Origin of the sequence: Planococcus sp. A6, assembly GCF_028823615.1 — a bacterium.
Taxonomy (GTDB): domain Bacteria; phylum Bacillota; class Bacilli; order Bacillales_A; family Planococcaceae; genus Planococcus.
This window is the reverse complement of the sequence record NZ_JAPEHT010000070.1, coordinates 1-17,628: the sequence shown is the minus strand read 5'-3', so window position 1 is coordinate 17,628 and position 17,628 is coordinate 1. Positions and strand designations below refer to the sequence as shown.

At 51.3% G+C, this 17,628-nt stretch carries 20 protein-coding genes, 1 pseudogene and 1 other annotated feature; of the genes and pseudogenes, 19 read left to right on the top strand and 2 right to left on the bottom strand.

Features of this window, described 5'->3' with window-relative positions; translation table 11 throughout:
* Window positions 1-7 precede the first annotated feature (7 nt).
* Window positions 8-1,558: an AbgT family transporter gene (locus ON064_RS11450; RefSeq protein WP_407951613.1), complete on the bottom strand. Its 1,551-nt coding sequence runs from the start codon at window positions 1,556-1,558 to the stop codon at window positions 8-10.
* Between the two features lie 353 nt (window positions 1,559-1,911).
* On the opposite strand from ON064_RS11450, the gene ON064_RS11445 reads away from it, so the two are divergent.
* From ON064_RS11445 to pheA, 14 genes are all read left to right on the top strand, one after another.
* Window positions 1,912-2,523 carry a Maf family protein gene (locus tag ON064_RS11445; protein WP_274624866.1) on the top strand — a complete coding sequence of 204 codons (612 nt, stop codon included), beginning with the start codon at window positions 1,912-1,914 and terminating at the stop codon, window positions 2,521-2,523.
* On the top strand, window positions 2,513-3,205 hold the full coding sequence (gene radC, locus ON064_RS11440; RefSeq protein WP_121300125.1) for a RadC family protein: 693 nt from the start codon (window positions 2,513-2,515) through the stop codon (window positions 3,203-3,205). Before ON064_RS11445 ends, radC begins: the two co-directional genes overlap by 11 nt.
* A 94-nt stretch (window positions 3,206-3,299) precedes the next feature.
* On the top strand, window positions 3,300-4,328 hold the full coding sequence (locus tag ON064_RS11435) for a rod shape-determining protein (RefSeq protein ID WP_274624869.1): 1,029 nt from the start codon (window positions 3,300-3,302) through the stop codon (window positions 4,326-4,328).
* A 47-nt stretch (window positions 4,329-4,375) separates the two neighbouring features.
* The gene (gene mreC, locus ON064_RS11430) at window positions 4,376-5,263 is read left to right on the top strand and encodes a rod shape-determining protein MreC (protein ID WP_274624865.1); all 888 of its coding nucleotides are present in this window, start codon (window positions 4,376-4,378) and stop codon (window positions 5,261-5,263) included.
* Window positions 5,260-5,790, top strand: a complete 531-nt coding sequence (gene mreD / locus ON064_RS11425; RefSeq protein ID WP_058380998.1) for a rod shape-determining protein MreD — start codon at window positions 5,260-5,262, stop codon at window positions 5,788-5,790. The genes mreC and mreD overlap by 4 nt, the downstream gene beginning before the upstream one ends.
* A complete protein-coding gene (gene minC, locus ON064_RS11420; protein WP_274624864.1) occupies window positions 5,790-6,479 on the top strand; it encodes a septum site-determining protein MinC in 690 nt (229 codons plus the stop codon). The genes mreD and minC overlap by 1 nt, the downstream gene beginning before the upstream one ends.
* A 1-nt stretch (window position 6,480) precedes the next feature.
* Entirely contained in the window at window positions 6,481-7,284 is an 804-nt protein-coding gene (gene minD / locus ON064_RS11415) for a septum site-determining protein MinD (protein WP_058380996.1), read from the top strand.
* Window positions 7,285-8,141: 857 nt separating this feature from the next.
* Window positions 8,142-8,215: a sequence feature (ribosomal protein L21 leader region), on the top strand.
* A gap of 14 nt (window positions 8,216-8,229) precedes the next feature.
* The gene (rplU, locus tag ON064_RS11410; RefSeq protein WP_068488425.1) at window positions 8,230-8,538 is read left to right on the top strand and encodes a 50S ribosomal protein L21; all 309 of its coding nucleotides are present in this window, start codon (window positions 8,230-8,232) and stop codon (window positions 8,536-8,538) included.
* A 2-nt stretch (window positions 8,539-8,540) separates the two neighbouring features.
* On the top strand, window positions 8,541-8,870 hold the full coding sequence (locus ON064_RS11405; protein ID WP_274624863.1) for a ribosomal-processing cysteine protease Prp: 330 nt from the start codon (window positions 8,541-8,543) through the stop codon (window positions 8,868-8,870).
* A gap of 12 nt (window positions 8,871-8,882) precedes the next feature.
* Window positions 8,883-9,173, top strand: coding sequence for a 50S ribosomal protein L27 (gene rpmA, locus ON064_RS11400; protein ID WP_068461850.1), 291 nt, complete (start codon window positions 8,883-8,885; stop codon window positions 9,171-9,173).
* Between the two features lie 113 nt (window positions 9,174-9,286).
* On the top strand, window positions 9,287-9,799 hold the full coding sequence (locus tag ON064_RS11395; protein ID WP_274624862.1) for a Spo0B domain-containing protein: 513 nt from the start codon (window positions 9,287-9,289) through the stop codon (window positions 9,797-9,799).
* Between the two features lies 1 nt (window position 9,800).
* On the top strand, window positions 9,801-11,090 hold the full coding sequence (gene obgE / locus ON064_RS11390; RefSeq protein ID WP_216969997.1) for a GTPase ObgE: 1,290 nt from the start codon (window positions 9,801-9,803) through the stop codon (window positions 11,088-11,090).
* 16 nt (window positions 11,091-11,106) lie between these two features.
* Window positions 11,107-11,559 carry an ACT domain-containing protein gene (locus ON064_RS11385; RefSeq protein WP_058380990.1) on the top strand — a complete coding sequence of 151 codons (453 nt, stop codon included), beginning with the start codon at window positions 11,107-11,109 and terminating at the stop codon, window positions 11,557-11,559.
* A gap of 19 nt (window positions 11,560-11,578) precedes the next feature.
* Window positions 11,579-12,439: a prephenate dehydratase gene (gene pheA / locus ON064_RS11380; protein WP_121300117.1), complete on the top strand. Its 861-nt coding sequence runs from the start codon at window positions 11,579-11,581 to the stop codon at window positions 12,437-12,439.
* Window positions 12,440-12,490: 51 nt separating this feature from the next.
* On the opposite strand, the gene ON064_RS11375 is transcribed toward pheA, so the two are convergent.
* Window positions 12,491-13,024 (bottom strand): transcription repressor NadR, encoded by a 534-nt coding sequence (locus ON064_RS11375; protein WP_407951612.1) that lies wholly within the window; start codon window positions 13,022-13,024, stop codon window positions 12,491-12,493.
* Between the two features lie 174 nt (window positions 13,025-13,198).
* Here ON064_RS11375 and ruvA point away from each other — a divergent pair.
* The 5 genes and pseudogenes from ruvA to yajC all read left to right on the top strand — a co-directional run bounded on the left by ruvA (window position 13,199) and on the right by yajC (window position 17,381).
* Window positions 13,199-13,853, top strand: a pseudogene (ruvA, locus tag ON064_RS11370) (Holliday junction branch migration protein RuvA).
* A 16-nt stretch (window positions 13,854-13,869) separates the two neighbouring features.
* Window positions 13,870-14,868, top strand: coding sequence for a Holliday junction branch migration DNA helicase RuvB (ruvB, locus tag ON064_RS11365; RefSeq protein ID WP_274624860.1), 999 nt, complete (start codon window positions 13,870-13,872; stop codon window positions 14,866-14,868).
* Between the two features lie 23 nt (window positions 14,869-14,891).
* Window positions 14,892-15,944 carry a tRNA preQ1(34) S-adenosylmethionine ribosyltransferase-isomerase QueA gene (queA, locus tag ON064_RS11360; RefSeq protein ID WP_274624868.1) on the top strand — a complete coding sequence of 351 codons (1,053 nt, stop codon included), beginning with the start codon at window positions 14,892-14,894 and terminating at the stop codon, window positions 15,942-15,944.
* Window positions 15,941-17,083: a tRNA guanosine(34) transglycosylase Tgt gene (gene tgt, locus ON064_RS11355; protein ID WP_274624859.1), complete on the top strand. Its 1,143-nt coding sequence runs from the start codon at window positions 15,941-15,943 to the stop codon at window positions 17,081-17,083. Before queA ends, tgt begins: the two co-directional genes overlap by 4 nt.
* A gap of 40 nt (window positions 17,084-17,123) precedes the next feature.
* A complete protein-coding gene (gene yajC / locus ON064_RS11350; protein WP_121300108.1) occupies window positions 17,124-17,381 on the top strand; it encodes a preprotein translocase subunit YajC in 258 nt (85 codons plus the stop codon).
* Window positions 17,382-17,628: the final 247 nt, after the last annotated feature.

Below are 17,628 nucleotides of genomic sequence, written 5' to 3'. Positions count from 1 at the left end.
TTTAGTTTTATCCGTTATAGCGGATCGGTGAAGCTGGCCCAAGATCAAGGCCGAACAGCATCCAAACGATGAGCATCAAGCTCCAGAAAATCATGAAGAAAATCGAGTACGGGAACATGACCGAGATCAATGTGCCGATGCCCATTTTCTTGTCGTATTTCTGTGCGAATGCAATGATGATCGCGAAATACGTCATGAGCGGCGTGATGATGTTCGTCGATGAATCGGCGATGCGATACGCCATTTGTGTCAGTTCCGGCGAGTAGCCGAGCTGCATCATGATCGGTACGAAGACCGGTGCAAGCATCGCCCATTTCGCGGACGCGGAACCGATGAACAAATTGATGAAGCCGACGACGACGATAAAGCCGAGGATCAATGGAATGCCGGTTAGGCTCATTGATTCAAGCGCTTCGGCACCGTAGACCCCGAGCACCATGCCGATGTTCGACTCGGCAAAGTAAGCGACGAATTGTCCGGCTGTGAACGCCAGGACGATGAAGACGCCCATCGATGCCATCGTGTCAGACATTTGTGCAGCGACGTCTTTGTCGCTCTTGATGTTCTTCGTGGCGATACCGTAAGCAAGTCCCGGCAAGAAGAACAGGATGGTAATGATCGGAACGAGCGAGCTCATGAACGGAGATTGGACGATGCCGCCGTCTTCTCCGCGCAATACGCCGTTTTCCGGAACGATAAGAAGTGCCGTCAAAATGACACCGACTAGTGTCGTAATACCAGCCCATAGCAAGCCTTTTTTCTCAAGCGTTGTCAGGCCAGTCATTTCTTCGCGGAACTCGCCTTTGTATTCGCCAAGACGTGGTTCGACGACTTTTTCCGTTACGACAGCGCCGACGATCGTCAACAAGAATACGGAAACGATGATGAAGTAATAGTTCATCGCGATGTTCATGCCTTCGGCGTAGCCCGGGTCGATGATCGAAGCGGCTGCGATGGTCAGTTCCCCAAGCATCGCGTCCGTTGCCGATAACAACAGGTTGGCAGAGAATCCGGCAGAGACACCCGCAAACGCTGCGGCAAGGCCGGCAAGCGGGTGGCGCCCAAGTGCGATAAAGATTACCGCGCCGAGTGGAGGCAAGACGACATATCCAGCATCCGATGCGACACTCGACATGATACCGGCGAAGACAAGTCCGCCAGTGATGAGGAATTTCGGAATCGACAGAACGAATCCGCGCAAGACAGCGGAGATGAGGCCTGTGCGTTCCGCAACCCCGATCCCGAGCATTGTGACGAGCACGACGCCGAGCGGTGCGAAGCCGATGAAGTTATCGACCATGCTCGCGAAGATGTATTGAATGCCTTCAGCGTTCAATAAGTTCTTCACTTTCACGATTTCGCCTTCTTGGCCTGGGTGCTCGACAGAGATGCCGAGATTCGCCAGCAAAGCGGAAACCGCGAGGACGACAATGGCGAGAAGCGCAAACAAGGTCACCGGATGCGGCAGTTTATTACCGATCGTTTCGATGCGGTCGAGGGATTTTTGGAACAATCCTCGTTTTTGTTTTTTCAAAATAGACAAACTCCCTTCAAACATAAATGTGAAAAAGACTATCAAATTATTGTGTAATAGTAATTTTCAAAAAATTAAAGACTTTATCTATTATAAAACCTTGTGAAACATAAGAAAAGCTATTTACGGAAGTGCCAATTGCGCTAATTTTGTATAATGTTTGAAAAGTCGAAGGAATGCGCTTAGGACGGGGACGGGGAAGCATGCAATAACTTTTTGTAGTGAATAAAAAAATTCAACGGCTGACTGTTTACGTGAAAGCGCTATCTTGAAAAGGAGGATTTCATGTCTAATTTTAAACGGAATTCAGTATTTCACCATTTTGCCCTGGCTTTTTGATAATGGTATGATGGCTTGAAAAAAGGAGGGATTTTTTCATGAAGTTCACATCGAAACACCCGCTCATCTTGGCCTCGCAATCGCCGCGCCGCCAAGAGCTGCTCAGCTTGCTCGGAATTCCGTTCGACATCGTGCCGAGCGATATCCCGGAACCCGATCCGAAAGGCTTCAAGTCACCGGTCGATTATGTCGATGCATGTGCTGTCCAAAAAGCGAATGATATCGCAGGGAACCATCCCGAAGCGCTCGTCATCGGCTCGGATACAGTGGTCGTGTTGGACGGGGAGATTTTATTGAAGCCTAAAGACAAACAGCATGCATCTGCGTATTTACGCAAGCTATCCGGCAAAACCCACGAAGTCATCACTGCCGTATGCGTACGCCAAGGCGAGAAAGAAGTATCATTCCATGAACGTGTAGAAGTGCGGTTCTACAAATTGCCAGAGGATTGGATCGACGCCTATACCGATACAGAAGATCCTTACGACAAAGCAGGAGCGTACGGCATCCAAACGGTGTCGGGCTTGTTTGTGGAAAAAATCGAAGGCGATTACAACGCAGTCGTCGGCTTGCCTATTGCGAAGCTGCTCCAGCACTTGACGCATGCGGGCTACGTAAAAGTCGAAGGGGCGCATGATTATGCCAAATGACCAAGCGATGATGATCCGCGATGTCCACATTGCCGACCGGCCGCGCGAACGCCTCATGAAACAAGGAGCGGTGAGCTTGTCCAATCAAGAGCTCATCGCGATCCTGTTGCGCACCGGCACCCGCGAGGAATCGGTTTTGCATCTCGCGAACCGTGTGCTTAAGCAATTCGAGCACCTCCACGAACTGAAGCATGCTGCCATTGAAGAAATGACGGCGATCAACGGCATCGGCGAAGCGAAAGCCGTCCAGCTGCTCGCTGCCATTGAACTGGGACGCAGGCTCGCTTCCAAGCAAACCGATGAACGCTTTACGATCCGCTCCCCGAAAGACGCCGCCACTTATTTAATGGATGACATGACCTCGCTCAAGCAAGAGCATTTCGTCTGTTTATTCCTCAACATCAAAAACCAAGTGATGCACCGCCAAACCATTTTTGTCGGCAGCCTCAACGCCTCCATCGTACATCCCCGAGAAATTTTCCGCGAAGCCGTCAGACGCTCGACCGCATCGATTGTCTGTGCGCATAACCATCCTTCTGGCAATCCAGCGCCGTCTCCTGAAGACATCGATGTCACCAAGCGGCTCATGGAAGCCGGCTCGATCATCGGCATCGAATTGCTCGACCATATTATCATCGGCGACCATCAATTCACTTCATTAAAAGAAAAGGGGTTCATGTAGCACTGTATATTTTTTTCCGGATGTTCTATAATGGGTGGTATTGCGCAAAGCTGTTGCCGGTACCCCCGGTTTACATAAGAAAGGACCGATTCATGTGTTTGGATTTGCTTCAAAAGATATCGGCATCGACCTCGGAACGGCGAATACGCTCGTCTATTTAAAAGGGCGCGGCATCGTGCTCCGGGAACCATCGATTGTCATCAAGAACACCCGCACGAATGAAATCGTCGCTGTCGGCAAACGCGCGCGCGATATGATGGGCAGAACACCTGCCAATATCGTCGCACTGCGGCCGATGCGTGACGGTGTTATTTCCGACTACGATACGACACTCGCGATGATCAAGCATTGCATCAGCGAAGCGACCGGCAAAGCGCCGGGTAAATGGCGCGGCGGTAAAGTGATGATCTGCGTGCCGTACGGCGTCACTTCGATTGAACAGCGCGCCGTCTTGGATGCTGCGCGTGCAGTTGGGGCAGCGGAAGCTTATACGATCGAAGAGCCCTTCGCTGCAGCAATTGGCGCAGGGCTTCCGGTATGGGAACCTGTCGGCAGCATGGTCGTCGATATAGGAGGCGGAACGGCGGAAGTCGCCATCATCTCGCTCGGCGGCATCGTATCGAGTGAATCGATCCGCGTCGGCGGGGATGAGATGGACGAGGCGATCAAGCATTATGTCCGCAAGCGCTATAATGTCGTCATCGGGGAACGCACGGCCGAAAACCTGAAAATGGGCATCGGCACTGCCGCTGTCTTAAATGCGGAAGAAGCCGAGCTGGATATGGAAATCCGCGGCCGCGACCTCGTGACCGGCTTCCCGAAAACCTTGACGATCACCGCACAAGAAATGGAACAAGCGTTGAAAGAACCCGTGACGCGCATCGTCGAAGGGCTTGGCACGACGCTCGAGAAGACGCCGCCTGAACTGGCGTCCGATATCATGGACCGCGGCATCGTTCTTACGGGCGGCGGGGCGTTGTTGAAAAATCTCGACAAAGTGATCGCGGATGCGGTCGGCATGCCGGTGTTCACAGCGGATCATCCGCTCGATTGTGTCGCGCTCGGAACCGGGCGCGCACTCGAAGACTTCGACCGTTACCGCACGGCGATCGAAAGACGCTAAGTTTTTACTGCTCTACACGAGCCAATCAATAAGGAGGATGGCCTCATATGCCACAATTTTTATCGAATAAGCGGCTTATCCTGCTGTTGATCGGCGTCATCCTGCTCGTCGCTTTGATTTCCTTGACGCTTCGGGACCGTGGCCAAGTGTCGCTCCCGGAACAAATCGTCAAGGAAGCGGTAGGCGCCGGGCAATCGGTATTTTCACGGCCCGCTCATTTTGTGACCGGTGTTTTTGACAATATCGACTCGCTGATCAACACATTTGAAGAAAACCGCCTGCTGAAAGCGCGCCTCGAGGAATTTGCAGGCGTGCAGGCAGAAGTGACCGACCTTCGTTCTGAAAACGAGGAACTGAAGGAACTGGTCGGCAAAGAAGAAGATTTACGTGAATACAACCCGATCCAGGCGGTCGTCATCGCCCGCAACCCGGATCAATGGGAAGAGAAAATTATCTTGAACCGCGGCACCAACCATGGCGTCAAGGAAAATATGGCCGTCATGACCGCCGGGGGCTTGATCGGCAAGGTGACGATCGTCACGCCGACCACGTCGACGGTGGAACTGGTGACGACACAAAACCCGAACTACCGCGTATCGGCGATGGTGCTCGGCGAGGATGATGTATTCGGCTTGATCGAAGGCTACGACGCTGAGCGCCGCGAGCTGCTGCTCAAGCGCATCGATTTCTCGGTTGACTTGAAAGAAGGCGACCAAGTCGTCTCGAGCGGGCTCGGTGGCATTTTCCCGAAAGGCATTGTCATCGGGGAAATCACGGAAGTGACGATTGATGAATTCGGCTTGACGAAACTGGCGTATGTCAAACCGGCAGCTGACTTCTCGATGCTCAACCATGTCGTCATCGCAGACCGCCTCGCTCCAGAAGTTGATGGGGAAGACAGCGGTATGACGGAAGACGAGGAAGAGGAATCATGATCCGCTTCCTCGTGCCTATCGTCTGCCTTGTGTTGTTTTTCGTCGAACCGATTTTTGGGCTTTTTTCACCGCTGTCGATCGGCGGATCGCTGTATTACGTCGTCCCGCGTTTCCTCATTTTATTCCTGATCTTTTTGACCGTTTTCTACGAACTGCGTCATGCGTTGTTTTACGGTTTGTTCTTCGGCCTCTTGTATGATGTCTTTTACATTGATATTATTGGATTATATTCTTTTCTGTATCCGGCCGTCTGCCTGATCGCCGCGTACTTTTTCAAAAAGATTCCACAAAATCTGCTGTCGGCGACGCTGCTGGCACTTGGTCTTTTGCTCGCGATGGAAGTTGCACTTTACCTGTTCTTCCAATTGATCGGCTTGACCGACGCGCCAGCCGGGACGTTTTTGACATCCAGATTGTGGCCGACCTTAATCGCCAACGCCCTGTACTTAGGATTGCTTGGCTGGGTGTTCAGGTCGATGATGGTCACGCAAGATCCACAGCGTGGCACTAAGTTCGGGTTATATTAATGAAAGCGCAGGTGACAGGTTTTTTGAAAAATATCGTGAATATTAAAGGAACGAACAAAGGGCTTCTCATCCAGCTCAATGATATGGCCTCCTATACGGAAATCCTCGATGAGCTGAAGAAGAAAGTATCCGACCCTGCGCTCGAAGGGGACGCGGAAGTACAGGTCCAATTGGCGAATCGCCATTACAGCAAAGCCCAATTGGAAGAAATCAAGAAAGTCATCCATGACAATTCGAAGATGAAAGTGATCGGCACGAAATGCGATGTCGTCACCGTCGAAGAATGCAACCGGATGATCAGTGAGCGCCAGTCGGAAACATACGTCGGCATCGTCCGTTCAGGGCAAGTCATCAAGGCAAAAGGCGACCTCGTCGTCATTGGCGATGTCAACCAGAACGGCCGCATCGAAGCGGGCGGCAACGTCTATGTGCTCGGGCGCCTCAAAGGCTTTGCCCACGCAGGAGCGAGCGGCAACAAGGAAGCAGTCATCGCCGCATCGTGGCTTGAAGCGACGCACCTGAAGATTGCCGATGAACTCGAGACGATGACCGATGAACTCGACAGCTTGTCGGAGCAGCCTGAAATGGAATGCGCCTATTTACATACCAGCGGCAAAATCATCATCGACCGACTGCAGGAACTGAGATTCCTGCGTCCGCAAATTTCTACGTTTAAAGGAGGAAGCTAGTGTGGGAGAAGCTATCGTAATTACATCAGGCAAAGGAGGCGTCGGCAAAACGACGTCGACTGCGAACCTCGGCACTGCATTGGCTCTTCAAGGCAAAAAAGTGTGCTTGATCGATACCGACATCGGGCTTCGCAACCTGGATGTTATTTTAGGCCTCGAGAACCGCATCATCTACGATTTGATCGATGTGCTCGAAGGCCGCTGTAAAATCCATCAGGCGCTTGTTAAAGACAAGCGCTTCGAAGATAAATTGTTCTTGCTTCCGGCAGCCCAGACGGCCGATAAAAACGACGTCAACCCGGAGCAGATGAAAGAATTGATCGAAGGGATGAAAGCGGACTACGACTTCATCATCATCGATTGCCCAGCCGGCATCGAACAAGGCTATAAAAATGCTGTTGCCGGTGCAGATCGCGCGATTGTCATCACGACTCCGGAAATCTCCGCAGTGCGCGATGCCGACCGCATCATCGGTTTGCTGGAACTGGAAGAAAACCTGGAAGCGCCGAAACTCATCATCAACCGCATCCGCCCGCATTTGATGGAAGCGGGAGATGCACTTGATGTCAATGAGATCACGACGCATTTATCGATCGACTTGCTAGGCATCGTGCCGGATGACGAACGCGTCATTTCGAGCTCGAACAAAGGCGAACCGGTCGTCATGGACCCATCGAACCCTGCAGCACTCGGCTACCGCAACATCGCGCGCCGCCTGCTAGGTGAATCGGTTCCGCTCATGACCATGGACAAGCCAAAGCCAGGCATGTTCGGCAAACTCAAATCCATTTTCTCAAGCAAATAAAGTTCTATAGTAGAAACGCCACTGCATATGCGGTGGCGTTTTTTATTTTGTAGAATTTAATAAAGAAAAAGTGTAGCGATTGGCTTGCGCTCCGGGCGGATGCTTTCCGAGGGGTGGGAATCGAGCCTCCTCGTCGCAAAGAACACGCTCCTGCGGGGTCTCTCAAACCCACTGCTCCCTCAGGAGTCACCGCCCTGCGCTCCAGCCATTGTTGTTAGCGGGATCTTTACAACCTCACTGTCGGTTTGAAGTAAGAGATGTAGTTAACAATTCATAACATATTGTTGAAACAGGTTTTTTATAAACGTAGAATCTTGCTAGTGCTAAACCAAAAAAATATATAGTCTTTTTTCTATGACGGAAAGCATGGCAAGAAATCTAGCAATGGCGAAAACCCTAAGCCGTGCACCAATATTTGAAAATGACACGTATTCTCTCAGTCATAACACCGCTCAAATTGGATCTCGCAAAGCACACATCATGACAGGGAAGCGATTCCCCCACTAGCCGGCAACTAACTATAAAAGCAGATCTGTTTAAACAAACATGAATCAATGAAATCTCTAAGCCGACCAGCGCCCAGGGTGAGCCGAAGCAATGAGACAGATGTTCTTTCTGGCTCATTGTGAGAGGCCAACCCAAAGCAGGGAGGCGAAATTCAAAAATCACGAAAGCTCCAACACAAGAAACATCGCCACACTCTCCATCGGAAAATCACAAGCTAGTAAAGTAGCGATATTTTATTCCTTTAACCACAATCCCAAAAATGAAAAACACACATCACCAACTCTTTTCAGTTCTCTGTTGACGCGGGTCTCTCCCGCATGATATTATTCTAATGTTATGTTTGTAGCGCACCCGTGCTACAACCGCTCGAACCAGGTTGTTAAGCATCGCAAGATCACCTGGAGAGGCGAGTCTTAGTCTAAGAGGAGGTGCAAGGATATGTACGCAATTATTGAAACTGGTGGAAAACAAATCAAAGTGGAAGCTGGCCAAGAGATCTACGTTGAGAAAGTGAACGCAGAAGCTGGTGACACAGTAACATTTGACAAAGTTCTATTTGTAGGTGGAGACGATACTAAAGTGGGTGTTCCTTTCGTAGAAGGAGCAACTGTTACAGCGAAAGTTGAAAAACAGGGCCGCGGCAAGAAAATCACCGTCTTCAAATACAAAGCGAAAAAGAACTACCACAAAAAACAAGGTCATCGTCAGCCATTCACGAAATTGACTGTTGATGCAATCAACCTGTAAAAATGATCCGGGTGACTATTCATCAAACCGGCAGCTATATTAAAGGCTTTGAAATGTCGGGACATGCGGATTTTGCCGAGCACGGCAAGGATCTGGTATGTGCCGGGGCTTCAGCTGTTTCCTTCGGGGCAGTGAACGCCATTATGGAACTGACGGGAATTGAACCGGACATCGAACAGGCGGATAGCGGTTTTTTGAAAATCGCCTTTCCGGAGAACATGGACAAAAAGACGGATGAGCAGGTTCAACTGCTTGTACGCGCTATGATCATTTCTCTGGAAACGATTGAACATGAATATGCAGACTTTATAAAAATAACCTTCACAGCTTAGGAGGTGGGACATATGTTGAAATTAAATCTTCAGTTTTTTGCATCCAAAAAAGGTGTTGGTTCAACGAAGAACGGTCGTGATTCGGAATCAAAACGCCTTGGCGCAAAACGCGCTGACGGACAAATCGTAACTGGCGGATCTATTCTTTATCGTCAACGCGGTACGAAAATCTATCCAGGCGAGAACGTTGGACGCGGCGGAGATGACACACTTTTCGCGAAAATCGACGGAACAGTACGCTTCGAGCGCTACGGCCGCGATAAGAAAAAAGTGAGCGTCTACCCGGTTGCTCAGGAAGCTTAATAAAAAACGAAAAGGGATTTTTCTTTTGAAACAAGATTAGCCAAAACCCGTGCCGGGAAATCCGGCCGGAAACTTGGTATAATGGCTAAAAGTGTGTGAAAAGGAAGTGCATTATGGACGACAGGCTAACGGTGGCACAATCGCTTCGGCATGCGCGCCATGATTTTTTGAATGAGCTGCAGATGATCAAATTGAATCTGGATTTGGGGCGCACAGACAGAGCCCAGGCGCTCATTCGTACGTATGCCGAAGCGGCTATGCACCAAAGCCGGCTGTCGGCTCTCTCTATGCCCGAAACGGAAGAGTGGCTATTGACGGCCGGCTGGCGTTTTCCGGAATTGCGCCTCGCGGTTTTTTGTGAAGCCAAGCGGGCGCCGCGCGAATTGGATGCGGTGCTCTCTAGCTGGCTCGAAACATTTGCGGACAACGCAAAAGAAGCGTTTTCCGACGCTTGGCCATATCCGGTAGAGCTACACATAATGGAAGCGGACGGCCGGTTTTCGCTGGAACTGTCAGGTCCCGGCGACTGGTCGTCACTGATTTTGGATTCACCGCAATTAGCAATTGGTAAAGCGTGCGGATCGGATCGCTCGAAAGTTGAGATCCACGCACAGATGGAGGGATAATATGTTTGTCGATCACGTAAAAGTATATGTAAAAGGTGGCGACGGCGGGGATGGCATGGTAGCATTCCGCCGCGAAAAATACGTACCGAACGGCGGGCCAGCCGGAGGCGACGGAGGGAAAGGCGCTGATATCGTCTTCCAAGTCGATGAAGGCTTGCGCACGCTAATGGATTTCCGTTTCAAACGGATCTTTAAAGCCGAGCGCGGGACGCACGGCATGAGCAAAAACCAACACGGCGCCAAAGCGCATGACACGATCATCAAAGTTCCACCGGGCACTGTCGTCAAAGACTCAGAAACTGGCGAAACGATTGCCGATTTGGTCGAAGAGGGACAATCCGCAGTCATCGCACGCGGTGGGCGCGGCGGACGCGGAAACTCGCGTTTTGCGACGCCTCAAAACCCGGCTCCTGAACTTTCGGAAAAAGGCGAACCAGGCTTAGAGCGCAACGTCATCTTGGAATTGAAAGTATTGGCGGATGTCGGCCTGGTCGGCTTCCCGAGTGTCGGGAAATCGACGCTATTGTCAGTCGTTACCGCGGCTAAACCGAAAATCGGCGCGTATCATTTCACGACGATCGTCCCGAATCTCGGAATGGTCCAAACAGAAGACCAGCGCAGCTTCGTCATGGCCGATTTGCCAGGATTGATCGAGGGCGCACACGAAGGAATTGGCCTTGGCCATCAATTCCTGCGCCATATCGAACGGACGCGCGTCATCGTCCACATCATCGATATGTCGGGCATGGAAGGCCGCGATCCTTATGAGGATTACGTGACCATCAACGAAGAACTGAAGCAATACAATATGCGCTTGACTGAACGCCCACAACTGATTGTGGCGAACAAGATGGACATGCCGGATGCGGAAGAAAACTTGGAAGAGTTCCGCAAGAAATTGCCGGAAGACGCGAAAGTGTTCCCGATTTCCGCATTGTCGAGAAAAGGTTTGAACAACCTGATGTTTGCGGTAGCCGACTTGCTTGAAGTGACGCCTGAATTCCCGATGGAAGACGAGGCAGATCCGGATGCAGCGGATACGGTTCTTTACAAGCACGAATTGCAAGGCGACGGATTCGATATCTCACGCGACCCGGACGGTGCTTTTGTCCTTTCCGGATACGCAATCGAGCGGATGTTCAAAATGACCGACTTCTCTCGTGAAGATTCGATTCGCCGATTCGCCCGCCAAATGCGCGGCATGGGCATTGATGATGCTCTTCGCGAGCGCGGGGCAGAAAACGGCGACACGGTCCGTTTGCTTGAATTTGAGTTCGAATTCACCGACTGATGCGGAGGGTACTTGAATGAAGGATATTTCGGAACAACGCTATTACCTGGTGCGGGAAGATGTACTGACGGAAGCGATGGTCAAGACGCTGGAAGTGAAAAAATTGCTTCAGCGGGACCGCATGTCCATTTTGGATGCGGTCGCACAGACCGGATTATCGCGCTCGGCATTCTATAAATACCGTGACGCGGTTTTTCCGTTTCATTCCATCGTCAAAGAGCGGATCTTGACGGTTTTCCTCCAATTGGAAGACCGTTCGGGCACGCTTGCGACTTTGCTTCAGTCTGTCGCGGAAATGGGCTGCAATATTTTGACCATCCACCAGACCATTCCGATCCAAGGGCGTGCGAATGTCACCTTGTCACTTGATGTGACGGCGATGGACGTCGACTTGGACATGTTCTTGCAGCAATTGAAAAAACTCGACTTTGTTGAGTCGGCCGATGTGGTATCGAGCGGTTCGTCATAAATGTAGGGGGAATGAGTCGATGACTAAAGAGAAAAAGAGAATTTCGTTTTTAGGCCCGGAAGCATCGTTTACGCATTTGGCCGCTTCCAAAGTATTTCCGGAAGAACAGCTGATGCCGTATACGACCATTCCCGAATGCATCGAAGCGGTCGCGGAGGGCACGGTCGATTATGCAGTCGTGCCGCTCGAGAACGCGCTTGAGGGATCGGTGCCGCTGACAGTGGATTATTTGTTCCACGAAGCGGAGCTATATGTGACGGCGGAAGTGTTGTCGCCGATTCAGCAGCATTTACTCGTCCATCCGGAAAACCGCGGCGCGGAATCGTTCGAAGCGATTTATTCTCATCCGCACGCATTGGCGCAATGCCATAAGTTTTTATACTATACGTATAAAACGACGCCGCTTCAGCAATACAGCTCGACAGCAGCCGCTGCCAAAATGGTGTCGGAATTGCCGGAGCGCAATATTGCGGCGATCGCCAACGACTATGCGGCGGAAAAATACGGTTTGGACATCGTGCAACGCGACATCCACGATTTCCATTTCAACCACACGCGCTTTTTCGTGTTGTCGAGAAGCAATCATAAATTGACCGACCCTGGACACGAAGCGCAGATCAAGACGACCTTGATGATCACCCCGCCAAAAGATGACCGGTCAGGTGTGTTGCACCAAGTGCTGTCGGTTTTTGCGTGGCGTCAATTGAACTTGTCGAAGATCGAATCGCGTCCTTTGAAGACAGGGCTCGGCAATTATTTCTTTATCGCTGACGTGTTGGAAGATGAGAATGCGGCGATGATGCGCGGTGCGTTCGAAGAGCTCACGGCTCTTGGCTGCGGCGTTAAGACGCTCGGCTCCTACTACACGTACAATTCATAAGAAGCACGCACGAAAAATCCCCGGACGCCTCATTGGCATCCGGGGATTTTTTTATTCCGCTTCTTCGAGCAAATAGCCGTGCTGCTTCATCGCGTCGACTGCTTTTGCAAGCGTTTCAGGAAGATCTGCCGTGATCGTGTGGATATGCGTGCCTTCGGTCAGCTCGAGCAGGTAACTCGCACCGGTATCGCGTATGCGCTGCATGAACAAATCGACATCAAGCGGCGTCGAGACGTGGATCCCGGCTGTCAGTTCACCATAAACAGGGTGTTCGATTGAGACGTCTTTGACCGTGACACCGCAGTCGACCAATAAACGCAGCTCCGCTTCCGTTTCCTCCGGCTGATGACTGCAAGCGATGCGGCGGCTCACTTGTTTCTTGCCGCTTGGATCCAAGTATAAATAGCCTTGGCTTGTCGCGATGATCGGTTCGCCTTTCGCTTTTAATAAAGTCATGTCGCCAACCACCACTTGACGCGACACTTGCGCGAGTTTTGCGAGCGCGCTGCCGGTCAGCGGCCGACCCGCCTGCTTCAGCTCATCCAATAAAACATTGCGGCGTTCTTCACCGTATAACTTTTTCATGAAAACCCTCCGTTGCTCCATATTGCTATACTTCATTTTAGCATAAAGAGAAACTTCAATCAGCGGGGAACTCTTTCATAGCTTTCAAAGGAGCATTCGGACCGGATAGCTTTCTTCGTAGGAGCGGCCGGAATATGGTATAATCAATAGGTTGAAAATGAAAGGGCGAGTGCAATGTACGATTACATAAAAGGGCAAGTCACCCGCGTGACGCCTGAATATTTAGTAGTGGAACAGCAGGGAGTCGGTTGGCAGATCTTTGCCCCGAACCCGTATTCATTCGGATCCGATGAACTGCAGATTTTTGTGCATCATCACGTGCGGGAAGACGCGCAATTCCTCTTCGGTTTTCCGACGCTCGAGCAGCGGGAATTGTTCCGCAAGCTCATCAGTGTTTCCGGTATCGGGCCTAAAGGCGCGCTTGCGATTTTGGCATCCGGCCAGCCGCAATTCGTCATCGAGGCGATCGAGCAGGAAGATGAGAAGTATTTGGTGAAATTCCCTGGCGTCGGCAAGAAAACCGCACGTCAGATGATCTTGGACCTAAAAGGCAAGTTGACGGATTTCTTCGGGGAATCCTATGCAGAAGCCGGTCAGCCGGACTTGTTCGGTGGGGACGAATCAGAACTTGAGGAAGCGATGCTTGCACTGGGCGCGCTCGGTTATTCGGAACGCGAGATCACGAAAGTGAAGCCGCAGCTCAAGGCTGGGCGCGCTCGGTTATTCGGAACGCGAGATCACGAAAGTGAAGCCGCAGCTCAAGGGCCTCGAACTCGACACCGAAGGCTATATGAAAAAAGCGCTTCAATTATTATTGAAACAAACTTAACGAGGAGGCGAGCGCCATGGAAGAACGCATCATCGACGGCGAAATTTCAGAATTTGATGAGCGCTTTGAGCAATCCTTGCGTCCACAGCGTTTGTCGCAATATATCGGCCAGCAGAAAGTAAAGCACAATCTGGAGATTTTTATCGAAGCGGCGAAAATGCGCAACGAATCGCTAGACCATGTATTGCTTTACGGGCCACCGGGTCTCGGGAAAACGACGCTAGCGACCGTCATCGCGAATGAAATGGAAGTCGGCGTGAAGATGACTTCAGGCCCTGCGATTGAACGGCCAGGCGATTTGGCGGCGATCGTTTCATCACTCGAGCCGGGAGACGTGTTGTTCATCGATGAGATTCACCGCTTGAACCGCTCGATCGAAGAAGTACTGTATCCGGCGATGGAGGATTTCTGCCTCGATATCGTTGTCGGCAAAGGCCCGACTGCGCGCTCCGTGCGGCTCGATTTGCCGCCGTTCACGCTGATCGGTGCGACGACGCGTGCAGGGGCGTTATCAGCCCCTTTGCGTGACCGTTTCGGCGTGTTATCAAGGCTCGAGTATTACGACACAGAAGCCTTGACGGATATCGTCGAACGCAGCGCCGCTTTATTCGAAGCGGATATCGACCCGCATGCCGCCAGTGAAATCGCACGCCGTTCCCGCGGGACCCCGCGTATTGCGAACCGCTTGCTAAAACGCGTGCGCGATTACGCGATGGTGCGCGGCAATGGCTCGATCACCACTGAAATGGCCGAGCAAGCTCTGGAGATGCTGCAAGTCGACCCGCTCGGCCTTGACCATATCGACCACAAGCTTTTGACCGGCATGATCAGCCGTTTTCGCGGCGGGCCTGTCGGCGTGGACACGATCGCTGCAAGCATCGGCGAGGAATCGACGACAATCGAAGATGTTTACGAACCCTATCTATTGCAGATTGGTTTTATTCAACGGACACCGAGAGGGCGCACTGTGACACCTCTTGCATACGAACACTTTAAAATGGAGATGCCTGAATGACTAAACTAACAAATGAACTGCAATTGAATGTAAATGATTTTGATTTTGAGTTGCCGGAGGAATTGATCGCGCAAACGCCGCTGCTGGACCGGACATCAAGCCGCCTGCTCGTGATGGACAAAGAAACAGGAGCGGTTGAACACAAGCATTTCCGCGACATCCTCGGCCATCTGCATACTGGTGACACGCTTGTATTGAACGATACCCGCGTGCTTCCGGCGCGCCTCATGGGCACGAAAGAAGAGACCGGCGCTAACATCGAAGTGCTGCTGTTGAAGCAGACGGAAGAAGATGTGTGGGAAACGCTCGTCAAACCGGCCAAGAAAGTGAAAATCGGCACGGTCGTGTCATTCGGCGACGGATTGTTGCGCGCTGAATGCACAGGCGTCCTAGACCACGGTGGCCGCCATTTCAAATTTATCTATGACGGTATTTTTTATGAGATCCTTGACCAATTGGGCGAAATGCCGCTGCCGCCGTATATCCGCGAAAAGTTGGAAGACCAGGACCGTTACCAGACGGTGTTCGCGAAAGAACGGGGCAGTGCCGCAGCACCGACTGCTGGGCTTCATTTTACCGATGAATTATTGGGAGAAATCCACAATAAAGGCGTCAATATCGCATTCATCACCTTGCATGTCGGGCTCGGCACGTTCCGCCCGGTGTCAGTGGAATCGATTGAAGACCATGAAATGCACGCAGAATTCTACCGCATCACGAAAGAAACCGCGGATTTGATCAATGAAACGAAACAAAAAGGCGGCCGCGTCATTTCCGTCGGCACGACATCGACGCGTACGCTCGAGTCGGTCGCGAAGAAATTCGGCGGCAAATTACAGGAAGACAATGGCTGGACAGATATTTTCATCTACCCAGGCTATCGTTTTGAAGCAGTGGACGGACTCATCACCAACTTCCATTTGCCGAAATCGACGCTTGTCATGCTCGTCAGTGCCATGTCGAACCGCGATGCCATTTTGAATGCGTATAATGAAGCTGTCCAAGAGCGCTACCGCTTTTTCAGCTTCGGCGACGCAATGTTTATTGAACCACAGAAAAAGGAGACCGAATCATGACCCATGCAGTAACATACGAACACATCAAAACATGTAAACAAACAGGCGCACGCCTTGGTATCGTCCATACACCGCACGGCTCTTTCGAAACGCCTGCCTTCATGCCAGTTGGCACACAGGCGACCGTCAAGACGATGAGCCCGGAAGAATTGAAAGCCATGAACGCCGGCATTATCCTGAGCAATACGTATCACCTGTGGCTGCGCCCAGGAAATGACGTCATCAAAGAAGCGGGCGGGCTTCATAAATTCATGAACTGGGACCGTCCGATCCTCACAGATTCCGGCGGCTTCCAAGTGTTTTCGCTGAGCGAGTTCCGCAACATCAAAGAAGAAGGCGTCCATTTCCGCAATCATATGAACGGCGACAAACTGTTCTTGAGCCCGGAAAAAGCGATGCAAATCCAGAATGACCTCGGCTCGGACATCATGATGGCGTTTGACGAATGTCCGCCATACCCGGCGACGCATGAATACATGAAATCCAGTGTCGAGCGTACGTCGCGCTGGGCGGAACGCTGCCTCGAGGCACACGCGCGCCCACAGGATCAAGGATTGTTCGGCATCATCCAAGGCGGCGAGTACGAAGATTTGCGCCGCCAAAGCGCAGAAGACCTTGTGGCACTCGACTTCCCGGGCTATGCGATTGGCGGTTTGTCGGTCGGTGAACCGAAAGACGTCATGAACCGTGCGCTCGAATTTACAACGCCGTTCATGCCATTCGACAAGCCCCGTTATTTGATGGGCGTCGGCTCGCCCGATTCCTTGATCGACGGCTCGATCCGCGGCATCGATATGTTCGACTGCGTATTGCCGACACGCATCGCCCGCAACGGTACATTGATGACAAGTGAAGGGCGTTTGAACTTGAAAAACGCGAAGTTCAAGCGTGATTTCACGCCAATTGATGAGAAATGCACATGCTATACATGCACCAATTACACGCGTGCGTATGTGCACCACTTATTGCGTGCAGATGAAACCTTCGGAATTCGCCTTACGAGTTATCATAACCTGCATTTTCTGTTAAACTTAATGGAACAGGTGCGTCAAGCGATCCGCGAAGACCGCCTGGGAGATTTCCGCGAAGAATTTTTTGAAGCGTACGGATTCAATAAGCCGAATGCAAAAAATTTCTGAGTTCGAAACGATAGAGAACACGAAAGGGGGAAATTGAACAATGGAAACATTAATTGCGTTATCACCTTTACTATTGATGTTCTTGCTGATGTGGCTCTTCATCATCCGCCCGGCGCAAAAACGCCAAAAAACGACAGCTAACATGCAGTCGGAATTAAAGCGTGGGGACCGCATCGTGACGATCGGCGGCTTGCACGGCCAAGTCGACGCAGTAGACGACACGACGATCTACATCACGGTGGCAGACGGCACGCGCATGCAGTTTGAGCGCCAGGCAATCGCCCGCGTCGTTGAATAAGAAATTTGCGAAAACCGTCTTCCTTTCGGGAGGCGTTTTTTTCGTCCATTGGGAAATCCACTATACTCTAACTGAACAAAGCTATTTAAAGCCTTTTTAAGAACAATATTATGCAAAACAACTGAAGCTGTGGATTGAGTGACCTATTTTGGTTTATTTCCCATCTAATGTATATACTCAAATGAAAGAGTGGAAGGCGGCGACTCCTGCGGGAATAGCATGAGTCTTGAGACCCCACAGGAAGCGA

What these genes read in the sequence shown, in the direction of transcription:
- ON064_RS11450 (WP_407951613.1), bottom strand. Translation starts at nt 1,558, where the DNA reads ATGTTTGAAGGGAGTTTGTCTATTTTGAAAAAACAAAAACGAGGATTG.
- ON064_RS11445 (WP_274624866.1), top strand. Translation starts at nt 1,912, where the DNA reads ATGAAGTTCACATCGAAACACCCGCTCATCTTGGCCTCGCAATCGCCG.
- radC (WP_121300125.1), top strand. Translation starts at nt 2,513, where the DNA reads ATGCCAAATGACCAAGCGATGATGATCCGCGATGTCCACATTGCCGAC.
- mreC (WP_274624865.1), top strand. Translation starts at nt 4,376, where the DNA reads ATGCCACAATTTTTATCGAATAAGCGGCTTATCCTGCTGTTGATCGGC.
- mreD (WP_058380998.1), top strand. Translation starts at nt 5,260, where the DNA reads ATGATCCGCTTCCTCGTGCCTATCGTCTGCCTTGTGTTGTTTTTCGTC.
- minC (WP_274624864.1), top strand. Translation starts at nt 5,790, where the DNA reads ATGAAAGCGCAGGTGACAGGTTTTTTGAAAAATATCGTGAATATTAAA.
- rplU (WP_068488425.1), top strand. Translation starts at nt 8,230, where the DNA reads ATGTACGCAATTATTGAAACTGGTGGAAAACAAATCAAAGTGGAAGCT.
- ON064_RS11405 (WP_274624863.1), top strand. Translation starts at nt 8,541, where the DNA reads ATGATCCGGGTGACTATTCATCAAACCGGCAGCTATATTAAAGGCTTT.
- rpmA (WP_068461850.1), top strand. Translation starts at nt 8,883, where the DNA reads ATGTTGAAATTAAATCTTCAGTTTTTTGCATCCAAAAAAGGTGTTGGT.
- ON064_RS11395 (WP_274624862.1), top strand. Translation starts at nt 9,287, where the DNA reads ATGGACGACAGGCTAACGGTGGCACAATCGCTTCGGCATGCGCGCCAT.
- obgE (WP_216969997.1), top strand. Translation starts at nt 9,801, where the DNA reads ATGTTTGTCGATCACGTAAAAGTATATGTAAAAGGTGGCGACGGCGGG.
- ON064_RS11385 (WP_058380990.1), top strand. Translation starts at nt 11,107, where the DNA reads ATGAAGGATATTTCGGAACAACGCTATTACCTGGTGCGGGAAGATGTA.
- pheA (WP_121300117.1), top strand. Translation starts at nt 11,579, where the DNA reads ATGACTAAAGAGAAAAAGAGAATTTCGTTTTTAGGCCCGGAAGCATCG.
- ON064_RS11375 (WP_407951612.1), bottom strand. Translation starts at nt 13,024, where the DNA reads ATGAAAAAGTTATACGGTGAAGAACGCCGCAATGTTTTATTGGATGAG.
- ruvB (WP_274624860.1), top strand. Translation starts at nt 13,870, where the DNA reads ATGGAAGAACGCATCATCGACGGCGAAATTTCAGAATTTGATGAGCGC.
- tgt (WP_274624859.1), top strand. Translation starts at nt 15,941, where the DNA reads ATGACCCATGCAGTAACATACGAACACATCAAAACATGTAAACAAACA.
- yajC (WP_121300108.1), top strand. Translation starts at nt 17,124, where the DNA reads ATGGAAACATTAATTGCGTTATCACCTTTACTATTGATGTTCTTGCTG.